General features: G+C 71.1%; 13 protein-coding genes. 4 read left to right on the forward strand and 9 right to left on the reverse strand.

What is annotated here, in order from left to right; genetic code table 11:
- Positions 1-28: 28 nt before the first annotated feature.
- Complete coding sequence (locus tag ABZS54_RS05515) at positions 29-1258, forward strand: styrene monooxygenase/indole monooxygenase family protein (protein ID WP_355531336.1); 1230 nt, start codon at positions 29-31, stop codon at positions 1256-1258.
- Between the two features lie 489 nt (positions 1259-1747).
- Here the strand turns inward: ABZS54_RS05515 and ABZS54_RS05520 are convergent, their stop codons facing one another.
- From ABZS54_RS05520 to ABZS54_RS05530, 3 genes are all read right to left on the reverse strand, one after another.
- On the reverse strand, positions 1748-2077 hold the full coding sequence (locus ABZS54_RS05520; RefSeq protein ID WP_355531338.1) for a hypothetical protein: 330 nt from the start codon (positions 2075-2077) through the stop codon (positions 1748-1750).
- A gap of 968 nt (positions 2078-3045) precedes the next feature.
- Positions 3046-4407, reverse strand: a complete 1362-nt coding sequence (locus ABZS54_RS05525) for a HAMP domain-containing protein (protein ID WP_355531432.1) — start codon at positions 4405-4407, stop codon at positions 3046-3048.
- 119 nt (positions 4408-4526) lie between these two features.
- Complete coding sequence (locus ABZS54_RS05530) at positions 4527-5204, reverse strand: response regulator transcription factor (RefSeq protein ID WP_355531340.1); 678 nt, start codon at positions 5202-5204, stop codon at positions 4527-4529.
- 86 nt (positions 5205-5290) lie between these two features.
- On the opposite strand from ABZS54_RS05530, the gene ABZS54_RS05535 reads away from it, so the two are divergent.
- Positions 5291-5854 carry a hypothetical protein gene (locus ABZS54_RS05535; protein WP_355531342.1) on the forward strand — a complete coding sequence of 188 codons (564 nt, stop codon included), beginning with the start codon at positions 5291-5293 and terminating at the stop codon, positions 5852-5854.
- A 43-nt stretch (positions 5855-5897) separates the two neighbouring features.
- Here the strand turns inward: ABZS54_RS05535 and ABZS54_RS05540 are convergent, their stop codons facing one another.
- The 5 genes from ABZS54_RS05540 to ABZS54_RS05560 all read right to left on the reverse strand — a co-directional run bounded on the left by ABZS54_RS05540 (position 5898) and on the right by ABZS54_RS05560 (position 10367).
- Complete coding sequence (locus ABZS54_RS05540) at positions 5898-6446, reverse strand: type 1 glutamine amidotransferase domain-containing protein (protein ID WP_355531434.1); 549 nt, start codon at positions 6444-6446, stop codon at positions 5898-5900.
- A 216-nt stretch (positions 6447-6662) separates the two neighbouring features.
- Positions 6663-7337 carry a hypothetical protein gene (locus tag ABZS54_RS05545; protein ID WP_355531344.1) on the reverse strand — a complete coding sequence of 225 codons (675 nt, stop codon included), beginning with the start codon at positions 7335-7337 and terminating at the stop codon, positions 6663-6665.
- 2 nt (positions 7338-7339) lie between these two features.
- A complete protein-coding gene (locus ABZS54_RS05550) occupies positions 7340-8089 on the reverse strand; it encodes a lactate utilization protein C (RefSeq protein ID WP_355531346.1) in 750 nt (249 codons plus the stop codon).
- Positions 8086-9630: a lactate utilization protein B gene (locus ABZS54_RS05555; protein ID WP_355531348.1), complete on the reverse strand. Its 1545-nt coding sequence runs from the start codon at positions 9628-9630 to the stop codon at positions 8086-8088. The genes ABZS54_RS05550 and ABZS54_RS05555 overlap by 4 nt, the downstream gene beginning before the upstream one ends.
- Positions 9627-10367 carry a (Fe-S)-binding protein gene (locus tag ABZS54_RS05560; RefSeq protein ID WP_355531350.1) on the reverse strand — a complete coding sequence of 247 codons (741 nt, stop codon included), beginning with the start codon at positions 10365-10367 and terminating at the stop codon, positions 9627-9629. Before ABZS54_RS05560 ends, ABZS54_RS05555 begins: the two co-directional genes overlap by 4 nt.
- A gap of 297 nt (positions 10368-10664) precedes the next feature.
- Here ABZS54_RS05560 and ABZS54_RS05565 point away from each other — a divergent pair, with 297 nt between their 5' ends.
- Both ABZS54_RS05565 and ABZS54_RS05570 read left to right on the forward strand, forming a co-directional pair.
- Entirely contained in the window at positions 10665-11390 is a 726-nt protein-coding gene (locus ABZS54_RS05565) for a FadR/GntR family transcriptional regulator (protein ID WP_355531352.1), read from the forward strand.
- 250 nt (positions 11391-11640) lie between these two features.
- Positions 11641-12828, forward strand: a complete 1188-nt coding sequence (locus ABZS54_RS05570) for a phytanoyl-CoA dioxygenase family protein (protein WP_355531354.1) — start codon at positions 11641-11643, stop codon at positions 12826-12828.
- A 47-nt stretch (positions 12829-12875) separates the two neighbouring features.
- Here ABZS54_RS05570 and ABZS54_RS05575 read toward each other — a convergent pair whose 3' ends face one another.
- The gene (locus ABZS54_RS05575; protein WP_355531356.1) at positions 12876-13271 is read right to left on the reverse strand and encodes an STAS domain-containing protein; all 396 of its coding nucleotides are present in this window, start codon (positions 13269-13271) and stop codon (positions 12876-12878) included.
- Positions 13272-13402 lie beyond the last annotated feature (131 nt).

Consider the following 13402-nt stretch of genomic DNA (forward strand, 5'->3'; position numbering starts at 1 on the left):
ACCTTGATCAGGGGAAGGGACGTCAGCCATGCGCAGGATCCTCATCGTCGGTGCCGGCCAATCCGGGCTCCAACTCGGCCTGGGGTTGCTGGCCCACGGCTACGACGTGACCGTGATGACCGAGCGGACCCCCGACGAGATCCGCGTCGGGCGGGTGACCTCGACGCAGATCATGATGCCGTCGACGATCGCGCTGGAGCAGCCGCACGGCCTGGACCTGTGGTCCGGTCGGGTGCCGCCGATTCCCCGGGCCGGGTTCACCATCCCCGGACCGGACGGCACGCCGGTGGTGAACTGGCTGGGCGACCTGGGCGGTGCGCAGTCGGTCGACCAGCGGATGAAGATGCCCGCGTGGATGGACCTGTTCGTGGAGCGCGGCGGCAACCTCGTGGTGCACCCGGTCGCGGTCTCCGACATCGACTGGTACACCCGCAACTACGACCTGGTCGTGGTGGCCGCCGGCAAGGGCGAGTTGGTGTCGATGTTCGATCGAGACCACGACAGGTCGAAATTCACCACGCCACAGCGGCAGTTGGCCGTCGCGTACTTCCACGGCGCGACGCCGCGCCCCGAGGTCGGGTACGACGCGTTGCACGTCAACGCGATACCCGGACTCGGCGAGATCATCATGTTCCCGGGCCTGACGCTGTCCGGGCCCTGCGACATCATCCTGCTCGAAGCCGTGCCCGGCGGCCCGCTCGACGTGTTCCGCGACGTGCGCGACCCGGACACCCACTGGGCGGTGATGCGGGACCTGGTCCGGCAGTTCGCGCCGTGGGACTACGACCGGATCAGCCGCGCCGAACTCACCGACCCGATGTGCGTGCTCAGCGGCGGCTTCTCCCCCATCGTGCGCAAGCCGATCGCCGAACTCCCCTCGGGTGGAGTCGCGTTGGGCATCGGCGACGTGCTGGTCACCAACGACCCGATCAGCGGGCAGGGTTCCAACAACGCCGCACGGGCCGCCGACCTGTACCTGAACGAGATCGTCGCACACGGTGATCGCCCATTCGACGCCGCCTGGATGCAATCGGTGTTCGACGCGTTCTGGTCCCGCGCCCGACACGGCGTCAAGTTCTCCACATCGCTCCTGGGCGTCCCCCCGGAGCACGTCCAGATGTTGATGGGCGCGGGCAACACCTGCCCCGCGGTCTGCGACGCGGTCATGAGCGCCTTCGACAACCCGGTGGAATTCGAGGAGTTCATGTACGACCCGGAGAAGACGATGGCGTTCCTGACGAAGGTGGGGGCGTTGTAGGTAGCCGGTGTGTCGGGAGGGGGTGGGCCGTGTCGTGGGGGGCGGCGGGCGGGTTGGGGCGGCGGGGGTCGCGGGCGCGGCGAAGCGACGCACCGGAGTCGCGGGCGCGGCGTGCTGCTTGTTGGGCGACTTCGTCGCCGGCTCGCGAGGCACCGCTTTTTCTTTCCCCCGCTTCGCTCCTCCAAGAAAAAGCGGCCCCTCGCTCGTGACTTCGTGTCCCTCCGCTTCGCTCCGGGCCACGAAGTCGACACTTGCGGCTCCGCCGCTCTCCGCGCTTCGCGCGTCGATCACCGGGGGCGGGGGCGGGTCGGGGGGGGGGGGGGGGCCCGGGGGGGGGGGGGGGGGGGGGGGGGGGGGGGGGGGCGGCCGCCCGCGGGGGGGGTGGGGTTCGGGGGAAGTGGGGCGTGGGCGCGACGCAGCGGGACAGCGCCCTCAAAAGGGCGGCGTTGGTCGGGGGACAGCGTTGGCCGGGAAAGCGGTGGGGGCGGGTCAGGGGTTTCGGCGGGGTCGCTGGATGCGGACCTCGTGGGCGGTGGACAGGTTGGGGTAGTAGGGCAGTTCGAGGTGGCGGACGGTGGTGACGGTTACCGTCGCGTCGTTGCTCCACAGCACGGGAATACCGAAGTCGACCGTGCCGTCGCGGCGGGTGAGGCCGAAGTGCTTGAGGGTGTGGCCGTCGGAGCGGACCTCGGCGGTGACCCAGGCGCCGGCGACCGGGTTGCCACTCGTGCCGGTGACCTCGGCGGTCGCGGTGGCCCACCACGGGCCCTGGCCGTCGGGGCGGCCGAGTTCGCTCGCCTTGCCGGTGACGGACGTCACGGACAGGCCCGGCCTCGAGTTCGCCGGGGTGGACATCGGGAGCGATCGGGCTTCGCGGTCAGGGCGCATGGGGTGGCTCTCCAGGACATGGGCGATCCGTAGAGCCTGTCCGCGGTCGGCGTGCACGGTTCGACGCCAGGGTGGTCGGCGGGTGAACGCAGCCGCAACATTGGTTCGGACCCGTTATCGGTTCTTGATACGACAGGGAATGGGTCGACGCTCCCCGAGGCTCTCGCTGCTGCTCGACGGCACCACCACCAGAGCCGGCCGTGCTACGCCCCGCCCGGAGGCCAAGGAAGCAACGAATCCACCCAACAACCCGCCACCCCCGGCGCGTCAGCGCCCCCGACCGCGCCCACCCGGTGATCGACGCGCGAAGCGCGGAGAGCGGCGGAGCCGCAACCTTGGACGGTGTGACCCGGAGGGAAGCGGAGGAAAGAAAAAGTGGTGCCTCGCGAGCCGGCGACGAAGTCGCCCGACAAAAAAGCCCGACCCGAGAGTTTTCGCTCTCGGGTCGGGATGCCGGTCGTGCCCCGGGTGGGGGTGGGGACACGAGCAGCCGGGGATGCGAGATCCCCAAACGGCTACAGACCCTGGGGGGGATTGGGCTGCGCCTGGGCCATTCGGAAAGGGGGGAGTCCCGTTGGTTCCGAATGGACCGTCGTTCTGAAGGCTAGTGAAAACCGTGGCCGAAGAACACCTGTCGACCCAACCGGATTCGGCCCGAGACGAGGGTTTAAGGCCCACTTAAGGGTTGATCAAGGTCGAGGTGCCGGGCGGCACACGCATGGCGACTCACAGTGAGAAGATCTCCATGGCCGAGCCTCCTCTCCGCACACCCGACCAGGGACCGAACCGAGCACGATCCCGGCACGAACCGAGCCCGGACCGGATTTCGAACCGGGGCTCCACCCATCACCCGAACCGAACAACGAACCAGTCGGAAGGCCCGCCCCACCCTGCCCACCTCACCCGACCCCCATCCGTCGCCGACCGCGACCGCCCTTGCCCGCCCGCCGACTCCGCCGGACGACCGCCTCGGTACGCCCACCACCCAGTCGCACGCTGATCTCGGCGCCACCCAGCACCGACCGCCCCAACCCGACCTCCCCACCCGTGGCCTCGGCAAGGCGCCGGACGATGTCCAGCCCCAGTCCCGTGGAGCCGTCGCCGCCCTGCCCGTGTCCGCGTCGCAGCGCACTCTCCGGATCGGCGATCCCCGGGCCGCCGTCCGCCACGAGCAGGATCACCGCGTCCCGACCCGAGTGCAGGGTGACCGAGAACGGCACGCCCTCCTCGGTGTGCCGGAACACGTTGCCCAGCATCGCGTCGAGCCCGGCCGCCAGGTCACCCCGTGGCACCGGGACCCGCACCGGCTGGTCCGCGCCCACCAGTTGCCACGGTCGGTCCTCGTCCTCGGCCAGCGCCGACCAGAAGTCCATCCGCTCGCGCAGCACTTCGGCCGCATCGCAGCCCACCGCCTCGATGCTCGCGCTCGATCGCCGCGCCGTTCGGATCAGTTCGTCGACCTCGCGCTCCAATTGCGCCACCGCGTTCCGGGTCTGCTCGGCCACCGGGTCCTCGCCCAGCGCCGCCGCGTTCAGCCGCAGCGCAGTCAGCGGCGTGCGCAGCCGATGCGACAGGTCGGCGGCCATCTCCCGCTCGTTGGCCAGCAGTTGCTCCACCCGATCCGCCATCGTGTTGAACGACGTGGCGGCCTCCTGAAGTTCGGAGGGGCCCTGCGGCGCGATCCTGGCCGCCAGGTCACCGGTACCCAGCGCACGGGCCGCCGAGGCCAGGCCCCGCGCCGAACGCACCACCTGCGCGCCGAGCCGGTCCGCGACCACCACGGAGCCGCCGACCAGGACCACCGCCACGCCGGTGAGCACCATCCAGGCGGTATTGACGCCGTGTTCCAGATCGCCGTCCGGGACGTACACCTCGATCACGGTGATCCGCCCCTGGTCCAACAGCAGCGGTTGCAACAACGCCCATCCGCCGCCCGCCCGGACCCGGAACGAACGGGCCGACTCGCGCGCGGTGGCCACGCTGTGCTCGCTCGCCCGCGGGCGTCCCAGCACTGAACCGTCCGGCAGATGGATCGCGATCCGGCCGCTGGAACCGGCCGGCACACTCGCGATCGCCGGCTCCAACGTCGCCCGGTCGGTGGTGATCACCAGCGCCGGCTGCAACGCGGCGGCCTGCCGCTCGGCGTCCGTGAAGGTACGGTCCGCGGCGATCTCCCGGATCACCAGGACCAGCGGAATCAGGAAGGCCAACGCGACCATCGTGGTGACCGCCAGCGAGACCCGCACCAGCGTGCCCCGCACCCCCTTGGGCGCCCGGGGCGGCTTGCCCTCCCGGCCTCCCGAAGCCTGCGTCCGGCCGGCCGTACGCGCGTCCGCCGACCCGTCCCCGGCGGACGCGGCCTCCGCGCCCGAGCCGGGCCTCACGCCGGCGGCTCCAGTTTCACCCCGACACCCCGCACGGTATGCAGATACCTCGGCTCCCGCGCCTTCTCGCCGAGCTTGCGCCGCAGCCAGGACAGGTGCACGTCGATGGTCTGGTCGTCACCGTACGACTGGCCCCACACCTCGGCGAGAATCTCCCGCCGCGGCACCACCGTCCCGGCCCGTGCTGCCAGGAACGCCAACAGGTCGAACTCGCGCCGGGTCAGCTCCAGCTCCCGGCCGTCCAGGTGTGCCTCACGGCGCCTGGTGTCGATCGACAGCCCGTCGACGGTGAACACATCCGGGGTGGTCCGCCCGCGCGCGCGACGCAGCACCGCCGACATGCGCGCGCCCAGGTGTTCGCCGGAGAACGGCTTCGTCACGTAGTCGTCGGCGCCCGCGTTGAGCAGCCTGACCACCTCGGCCTCGTCGTCCCGGGCGGTCGCGATTATCACCGGCACGTCGGATATGCCGCGCAACATCTTCAATGCCTCGGAACCGTCCAAATCCGGCAAACCAAGGTCGAGGATGACCACATCGAAGGGGTATTGGGCGACTTCGCGCAACGCTTCGAGAGCCGTTCCGACGCTGCGAACGGCGTGTGAGGACGACGTGAGATAGCGGATCAGCGCCGAACGTACGAATTGGTCGTCCTCGACCACGAGCACCTGTGCCATGGTTCGGAACCGTACCCGTACTCTCCGATCCGGCCGGCCCGGGAGGCGAACACCGGGGTCGGGACAGAGGCTGGAGGACAGGGCTCGTGCGGAGAACCATCACATCGATCTCGGTGTGGCTCGCGGTCACCGCGATGGCCGTCGCGCTGTCCTGGTGGGGTGTGCGCAGCGTGTTGCGCGACACCGTGTTCGAGCCGCCGCAGGCACCGACCCTGGTCGCCGGGGACGAACCGCCGCCGACGATGAGCCCTACGCCGCCGGTCGCACCGCCGACCAGCGAGGCGCCCGACCTGATCTCCGCCATCAACCGCACGCCGCCGCCGACCTCGGCGTCCGCGACTTCGTCCGCGTCCTCCGCGCCGCCGTCGCCGAAGACCGCGACGACGCCGGCCGTACCGCCGGCGCAGCTTCGGGAGGACCCGCCGGCTCCCGCGGTGCAGAGTTTCGAGGTGCGCGGAGGGCGGGCCTCGTTCCGGTATCAGGCCAACAGCGTGACCCTGATCGCCGCGACGCCGAACCCCGGGTGGGCGGTGAAGGTGTGGCCCGGCGACAAGTGGATCCGGGTGGACTTCGTCAGCAACCGGCGGACCTCGTCCGTGTTCGTGGTGTGGAACGGACACCAGCCGATCGCGTCGACCTACGAGGGCTGAGCGGTGGCGAGGCGCGGAGCCGGCCCGGAGCCGGTCGCCCGCGCTACCGGATCTTCCCGGCCCTTGCGAACTCGGCCACCAGCCCCTTGTCGAAGGCCGGCAGATCGTCCGGCTTGCGGCTGGTGATCAGTGTGTTGGTGCCCGCCGTACACACCACCACCGCCTCGTCGACCCAGGTCGCGCCCGCGTTCTCCAGGTCTGTGCGCAGGCTCGGCCACGAGGTGAGTTGCCGCCCGCGCACGACGTCGGCCTCCACCAGGGTCCACAGCGCGTGGCAGATCGCCGCGACCGGCTTGCCCTCGACGAAGAACCGCCGGATGAACTCCACGGCCTTGGGCTGGGTACGCAGAAAGTCCGGGTTGGCCAACCCGCCGGGCAGGACGAGCGCGTCGAAGTCGCCGGATCCCACCGCGTCGATCCCGGCGTCCACGTGGAATGCGTCGGCCCGGTCGAGATGATCGAAGCCCCGGGCCTCGCCGGCCTTGGTGGAGATCAGTTTCGGCGAGCCGCCGGCCCGTTCCACGGCCTGCCACGGCTCGGTCAGCTCCACCTGCTCGAAGCCCTCGGGGGCGACGAGAAAGGCCACGGTCAGACCCTGAAGCTCGGATGCCATGCGGGCACGTCCCTCCCTGCGGTACGGCGGCAACGGTTGCCTCGTGTCCGCCTGCCCGACCGCCCCACCGACAAACACCACACGTCCCGGGGCCGGCCCGGCCGTCGAGGCCCACCACCTCCACAGCCGAGCGCACCCGCGCCGGCCGGCCCGTCCGGCGTTCGAGGACACCGTCCATCCGTCGGCCGACCGGGGCTACAGGTCCTCCAGCACCTCGGCCGCGGTCGTCCGCAGACCCCGGGCGGCCCGGGTCGCGGTGTTGTATGCCTCGTCACCGCGCCCGTCGGTGAACGCGTTGGCCGCCTGGATCAGGCCCTGGGCGCCCTTGAGCACGTCGACCGCCGCCGCGAGCAGCGCCTCGCCGCGCGCATCCTGGCCCGCCTCGCCCGCCAGCTGGGCGAGTTGCCGGGTGAGCACGGTCAGCCGCATGTCCACGCCCCGGGCGCCGGACAGCGGGGCCGGTCGCGGATCGCGGACGGTCGGCACTCCGTGGCGCGGAGTCGGCGCGCCCTCGGGTGTCCCGCACAGCGGACACGTCTCGCCGAGCGCGAGCAGACCGCGCTCCGGGTGCCTGGGGCACGGCGCCGAGCGCGGGCGCGCGTCCGCCGCGTCCCGGGCCCGGCCGCGCCGCCGCCGGTTCTCGCAGAACAGGCACTTGTCCCGGGCGTCCTCGTCGACCGGGCCGTACGGGTGCTCATTGCACAGCGTGGTCGGCGTGGGAGCGGCCAGCCGGCCCAGGATCAGGCGCGTGTTCGCCAGTTGTTCGGCGATCGCGTCGTACGCCTCGGGCGGGCTGGTGTTGCTCAGGAGGTCGACCATCTCCATCAGGTTCTTGGTCGAGAGGACGAGTGCCTTCGTATCAGGTGCCACGCCTATGGACTGTAAATGATCGGCGTACCTTCGATGGTCGGCGGACTCTGGGTGATCGGCGGGCTCCGCACGATCAGGACTTCGAGGGTCCGCGGCCCGTGCACCCCCTCGACCCGGTCCAGTTCGATGTCGCTGGTCGCGGACGGGCCGGAGATCCAGGTCAGCGGCCGGCCCGGGACCAGCCGCTCCAGCGCCTGCGGCACGGAGGCGACCACGTGCTCGGCCCGGACCACGCACAGGTGCCAATCCGGCACCAGGGTCAACGCCCGGCGCCCCTGCCCCGGTCCCGCGTCGAGCACGATCGTGCCGGTCTCGGCGATCGCGACGGCGGAACCGGTGAGTACACCGTCGACGGCGTCCAGCTCGGCGATTGTGAGATGAGGGGCGGCCAACTCAGGCCTGTTATTAATAGGATCATCCGACAAGTCGCCCATCAATCCGTGCACCCAGCCGTCCGGTACACACGTCGCAGCCTTGAGCCCTGCGGTCCACGCCGGCGGCAGCCCGGCCGGGGTCACCAGGCGACGCGCCCCGCGCCGTTCGACCGCCTCGGCGATCGCGTCCGCGAGCCCGCTCTCGGCGACCTCGTGCACGACCGCCCGATAGTCGCGCAGATGCTCCGCGAACAGTTCGAGCACACCCTCGACCACATGCGCTCGCGCGTAGTCGCGCGGGACCGGGAACACCTCGTCCCTCGGCACATCCGTCAGGGCCCGCCGCACCCGGTTCAGGATCACCTCGCGCGAACTCATCGCCCCTCCCCCTCGGTCTCGTCCGCCTCGACGACCGCAGCCGCGGCCGCCGGACCTGTCGGGCGTACATCCGCCTGCGACGCACCCGCGGGCCCGCTCCGCTCCCGCACCCACCAGTCCCGGAACGACTCCGCCGGCACCGCCGGGATCGACCGGCTGTCCGTCCAGGCCGCGCCCGGGCCGGGCGCCCGCTTGGGGATCAGCTTGCGCGAGCGCGCGGCGACCCGCTGTACCCGGCGCAGTCGCCCGGGATCGTCGAGCACCCACTCGGCCACCCGCATCGCCGCCTTCTCCGCGCGGTGACCGCCGCCCTCGACCACCTGCTCGCGCAGATGCACCAGCACCTCGGGGATGTCGATCGCGACCGGGCACACCTCGTAGCAGGCACCGCACAGAGAGGACGCGTACGGCAGCGACGCGGTCTGCGCGTCCACCTTCGCGGTCGCAACGCCGCCCAGCTGCGGCACCAGGATCGCGCCGATCGGACCGGGGTACACCGACCCGTACGCGTGTCCGCCGGTGCGCTCGTACACCGGACACACGTTCAGGCAGGCCGAGCAGCGGATACAGCGAAGCGCCTGCCGGCCGGTTCGATCCGCCAGCACGTCGGTCCGGCCGTTGTCGAGCAGCACCAGGTGAAAGGCCTGCGGGCCGTCGCCGGGTGTGACCCCCGTCCACATCGAGGTGTAGGGGTTCATCCGCTCGCCGGTCGAACTCCTCGGCAGCAATTGCAGGAACACCTCCAGATCGGCCCAGGTCGGCACCACCTTCTCGATCCCGACCACCGAGATGAGCGTCTCGGGCAGGGTCAGGCACATCCGCCCGTTGCCCTCCGACTCGACCACCACGAGCGTGCCGGTCTCGGCGACGACGAAGTTGGCGCCGGAGACCGCGACCTTCGCGGACAGGAAACGCTCGCGCAGGTGTCGCCGCGCGGCCTCGGCCAGCGCGGCCGGCTCGTCGGTCAGGCCGGCCGGTGCCGGCACCCCCCATTCGCCCATCTCGCGGACGAAGATCTCCCGGATCTCGGCCCGATTGCGGTGGATGGCGGGCACCAGGATGTGCGACGGCAGATCCTCGCCCAGTTGCACGATCAGCTCGGCCAGATCGGTCTCGTAGGCCCGGATGCCCTCGGCGGCGAGCGCCTCGTTGAGCCCGATCTCCTGGGTGACCATCGACTTGACCTTGACCACCTCGGTCTCGCCGGTGGCCCGGACCAGGTCGGCGACGATCCGGTTCGCCTCGACGGCGTCGGCGGCCCAGTGCACGGTGCCGCCGGCGGCGGTGACCGCCGCCTCGACCGCGAGCAGATGTTCGTCGAGCCGGCGCAGCGTGCGGTCCTTGATCGCCGCGCCGGCCGCGCGCAGTTCGGCCCAGTCGGCGAGTTCGTCCACCACCAGGGCCCGCTTGTCTCGGATTGTATGGGTGGCTTTGCGCAGATTGTGCCGCAGTTGGGCATCGCCGACCGCGGCCCGGGCGGCCTGCGGGAACGGAGGCATGCCGACGAAGGTTGCGCCCGTCGGCGGAACGGCCTTGCTCATGCCGGCTCCTTCTCGGTGGAGGCCAGGATTTCCGCGAGGTGCAGGACCCGCATCCCGGTGCGCTGACGGTCCATCAGGCCGCCGATGTGCATCAGGCACGAGTTGTCCGCCGCGCACAACACCTCGGCTCCGGTACCAGCCGCGTGCCGGACCTTGTCGGCGCCCATCGCGGTGGACACGTCCGGGTTCTTGACCGCGAAGGTGCCGCCGAAGCCGCAGCACTCCTGTTCGCCGGGCAAGCCGAGCAGTTCCAGGCCGCGTACCTCGCGCAGCAGCGCGGTCGGCCGGTCGCCGAGCTTCATCAGACGCCGCGAGTGGCACGTGGGGTGATAGGCGACCTTGTGCGGGAAGTAGGCGCCGACGTCGGTGACGCCGAGCACGTCGACGATGAACTCGGTGAGGTCGTACACCTTCGGAACCACCGCCGCGACGTCGGCCGCGAGGGTGGGGTCCTGGGCTCGGGCGGCGGCGCGCGGGTGGTTGTCCCGGATCATCGCCCCGCACGACCCGGACGGGGTGACCACCGCGTCGTAGCCCGCGAAGGTGTCCGCGAACCGGCGGACCATCGGCTCGATCCGCGGGCCGTAGCCGGTGTTCCAGTGCATCTGTCCGCAGCAGGTCTGGGCAAGCGGGAAGTCGACCTCGCAGCCCAATCGCTCCAGGAGGCGGACGACGGCCCGACCCGTGCGGGGGTACAGGGTGTCGTTCACACAGGTGATGAACAGCCCGACGCGCATGCGGGCGGCCTCCTCGCGGTTGGCGGGTCCGGATCGGGATGGATCAGGTTGAATGGTGACTGTTTGTCTTGATTCTCTTGGTTGTCTTGTTGCTTTTGGTTTCTTTGGTTGCTTGGTTGCCGGTGGTTCTGTCGGTTGCTGTCGGCCGGCGTGGCTCGGCGTCCTCGGATCCGACGTGTCCGACCCCGGATCGTGTGGTCTGACCACACTGTGGTGTGCACACGCTAAGGGCATGTCATGCTGTGCCACAAGACGCGGGCGTCGGCCCGCGCCCGGAATCGCGCCCGAGGAGCCCCTGTGAACGACGGCCCGGACTGGCGCCCGGTCAAGCGCGTGCGCGCGTTCGAGGAAGTCGTCGCGCAGATCGAGGAGCAGATCGCGACCGGCCGGCTGCGGGCGGGCGACAAGCTCCCGGGCGAGCGCGCACTCGCCGCCGCACTCGGGGTCAGCCGCCCGTCCGTGCGCGAGGCGATGCGGGTCCTGGAAGCCATGGGCGTCCTGGTCGCCAACACCGGCAGCGGCCCCGAGGCGGGCGCGATCCTGGCCGGATCGGCGGGCCCGGCGCTGACCGGTGTACTGGGACTGCACTTGGGCCTGGCCAACTTCGCGGTGGACGACGTGGTCGAGACCCGGCTGTTGATCGAGTCCTGGGCGGTCGAGGCCGCCGCACGGCACGCGAGCGAGGCCGACCTCGACCGGCTGCGCGCGATCGTGGCCGCGATGGACGCGCCGGATGTGTCAACGGAGCAATTCAACGAGCAGGACACCGAGTTCCACACGGCGATCGCCGAGTTGTCCGGCAATGCACTGGTCGCCACGTTCATGCGCGCGCTGCGCGACACGGTACGTCGGCACCAGCAGCGCGCGGTGGCCGAACTGGGCCCGGACACCGGGGCGTTGCGCGCGGATCACCGGGCGATCCTGGCCGCGATCGAGGCCCGCGACCCGCGCGCGGCGGCCGAGGCTCTGGCCACCCACCTGCGCCGCGCCTATCCGCAGGTGACTCGGGGGCGGGGGCGCTGACGCGCCGTGGGGGCGATGACCGGGGTGGGGCCGCATCGGGGGGCGGTGGCGCGGCTCGGGGGCCGGTGGGGCTAGCTGACGGATCGTCATTTGGCTTGTGGGGCACGGGGATCCGTGCGGGTGACCCCGGCTCCCGGTGAAATTCCGGCGGTCTTTAGGCCAGTCGAGGGTAAACCTTGAAACGCTCTGGCAACCCACCGCGTTCGCCCGGCATACTGCGCGGCAACGTACAGCGCAGGAGGTCGCGAGGATGCTCGGGCACGACCGGATCGACGCGGAAACGTACCATCGGGACATCGTCCCGGGATTGCTCATCGGTGAGCCCGGCAGACGGGCCGAGGCGGGCCTGCGGGGGCTCGACCCGCTCGGCATGCGGATCGGCGAGGGCGCGTGGACGTATCGTGCGCACGACTCCCGGCTGCGGATCGTGGAGGGGATCGACCAGGACGCCACGTGCGTGGTGCGACTGTCCCCCGACGCGTGGACCGACCTGGTCACCCTGCTGCGCACCGCGGCGGCGCTCGCCATCGCGGGCGAGGTGCACACCGAACGCGGCAGTGTGCACGACCTGTTCCGCTGGGAGCCAGTGCTGCGAGCGCTCTATCAGGGCATCGAGATCCATCTCCCGCACGGCAAGGAAGTGTTCGATCGGCACGGTCGATCGGTGGACCCGGCTGCCGAACTGACACTCGATCACTCGGATCGCGAACTCGCCGACCATTTCGAGGCGACCGGGGTGATGCGGGTGCGCGGGGTGTTCTCCGCCGCCGAGATCGCCGTGTTCGAGGCCGAGGTGGATCGGCTCGCCGCCGCTGCCCGGCCGGACGACGACCGGTCCTGGTGGGCGGAGCGCGAGAGCGGCGAGCAGGTGTTGTGCCGGATCGTCTACGCGAGCGAGCGCTCGGCGCCGATCGGCGCGCTGGCCCACGACCCGCGCCTGGTCCGGCTGGCCACGCTGGTGCACGAGGATCTCGTGGCGTCGACGGACCGGATGGAGGGGATCTCGGTCCTGCTCAAGCCGCCCGGTCGACTCAAGGGCCTGGCGAACATCCCGTGGCACACCGATTGCGGGCTCGGCGGCCATCACATCATGTGCCCGTCGGTGGCCATCGGCATCCAACTGACCGGCTCCTCCGCCGAGAACGGCTACCTGGAGGCGATCCCGGGCTCACAGGGCCGCACCTGCCCGCAGCCGAGCGCCGCCGACCTGGCCGAACTGCCGCACCTGACGGTGCCCACCGATCCGGGCGACGTGACGGTGCACATGACGGACGTGCTGCACGCCTCCCCCGCGCCCGCGGGCGAGGGCGGGCGACGCACGATGTACGTCACCTTCCATCCGCCGACTCTGTTCGAGCAGGTCGGTCCGGGCGAGGCGGTCAACGACCTGATCCGCAGTCGCAGCGCGGGCGAATTGGAGGCCGGGCTGGGGCGTTGAGCCCGACGGCCGGGCCCGGCCGCGGTCGGATTCGCGGCGGCCCGCGCTCAGCGGCGCGGCGCGGCGGGGACGGCCGCGGCTTCCACACTGAGGATGCGGTCCAAGTGGGTGATCCGCAGCACACGTGCGGGCTGCGGGCCGACACCGCACACCACGATGTCGCCGTCGCGGTCGCGCAGTCGGCGGTAGCCGTACACCAGGCTGCCCAGGCCGGACGAGTCGATGAACGGCACGCCCGAGAGGTCGATCCGCAGGCTGCGTGCGCCCTCGTCGACGAGGCGGTCCACCGCCTGCCGGAATACCGGCGCGGCCGTCATGTCCATGTCGCCCTGCACGGAGACCGTGCCACCGAGGTCGGGTTCCATCGCGGTGTGCACGACGCACGGCTTGGCCGAGAACGATGTGTGATCGACGTCGTCCGGTGGGAGATCGTCAAGGCTCATGGGAGCACTCCACCTGATCAAGTGTCGGTTCGGTCGCGCGGTGCGCGACCGCTCGGTACGGTTCGCACGTCTCGGGAGAAAACTCCGCATCCCTCCCGGAAACGACACAACCGCATCGGCACCCTACTCGT

The sequence above is a fragment of the Embleya sp. NPDC005575 genome (assembly GCF_040605455.1).
In the GTDB taxonomy this organism is placed as follows: domain Bacteria; phylum Actinomycetota; class Actinomycetes; order Streptomycetales; family Streptomycetaceae; genus Embleya.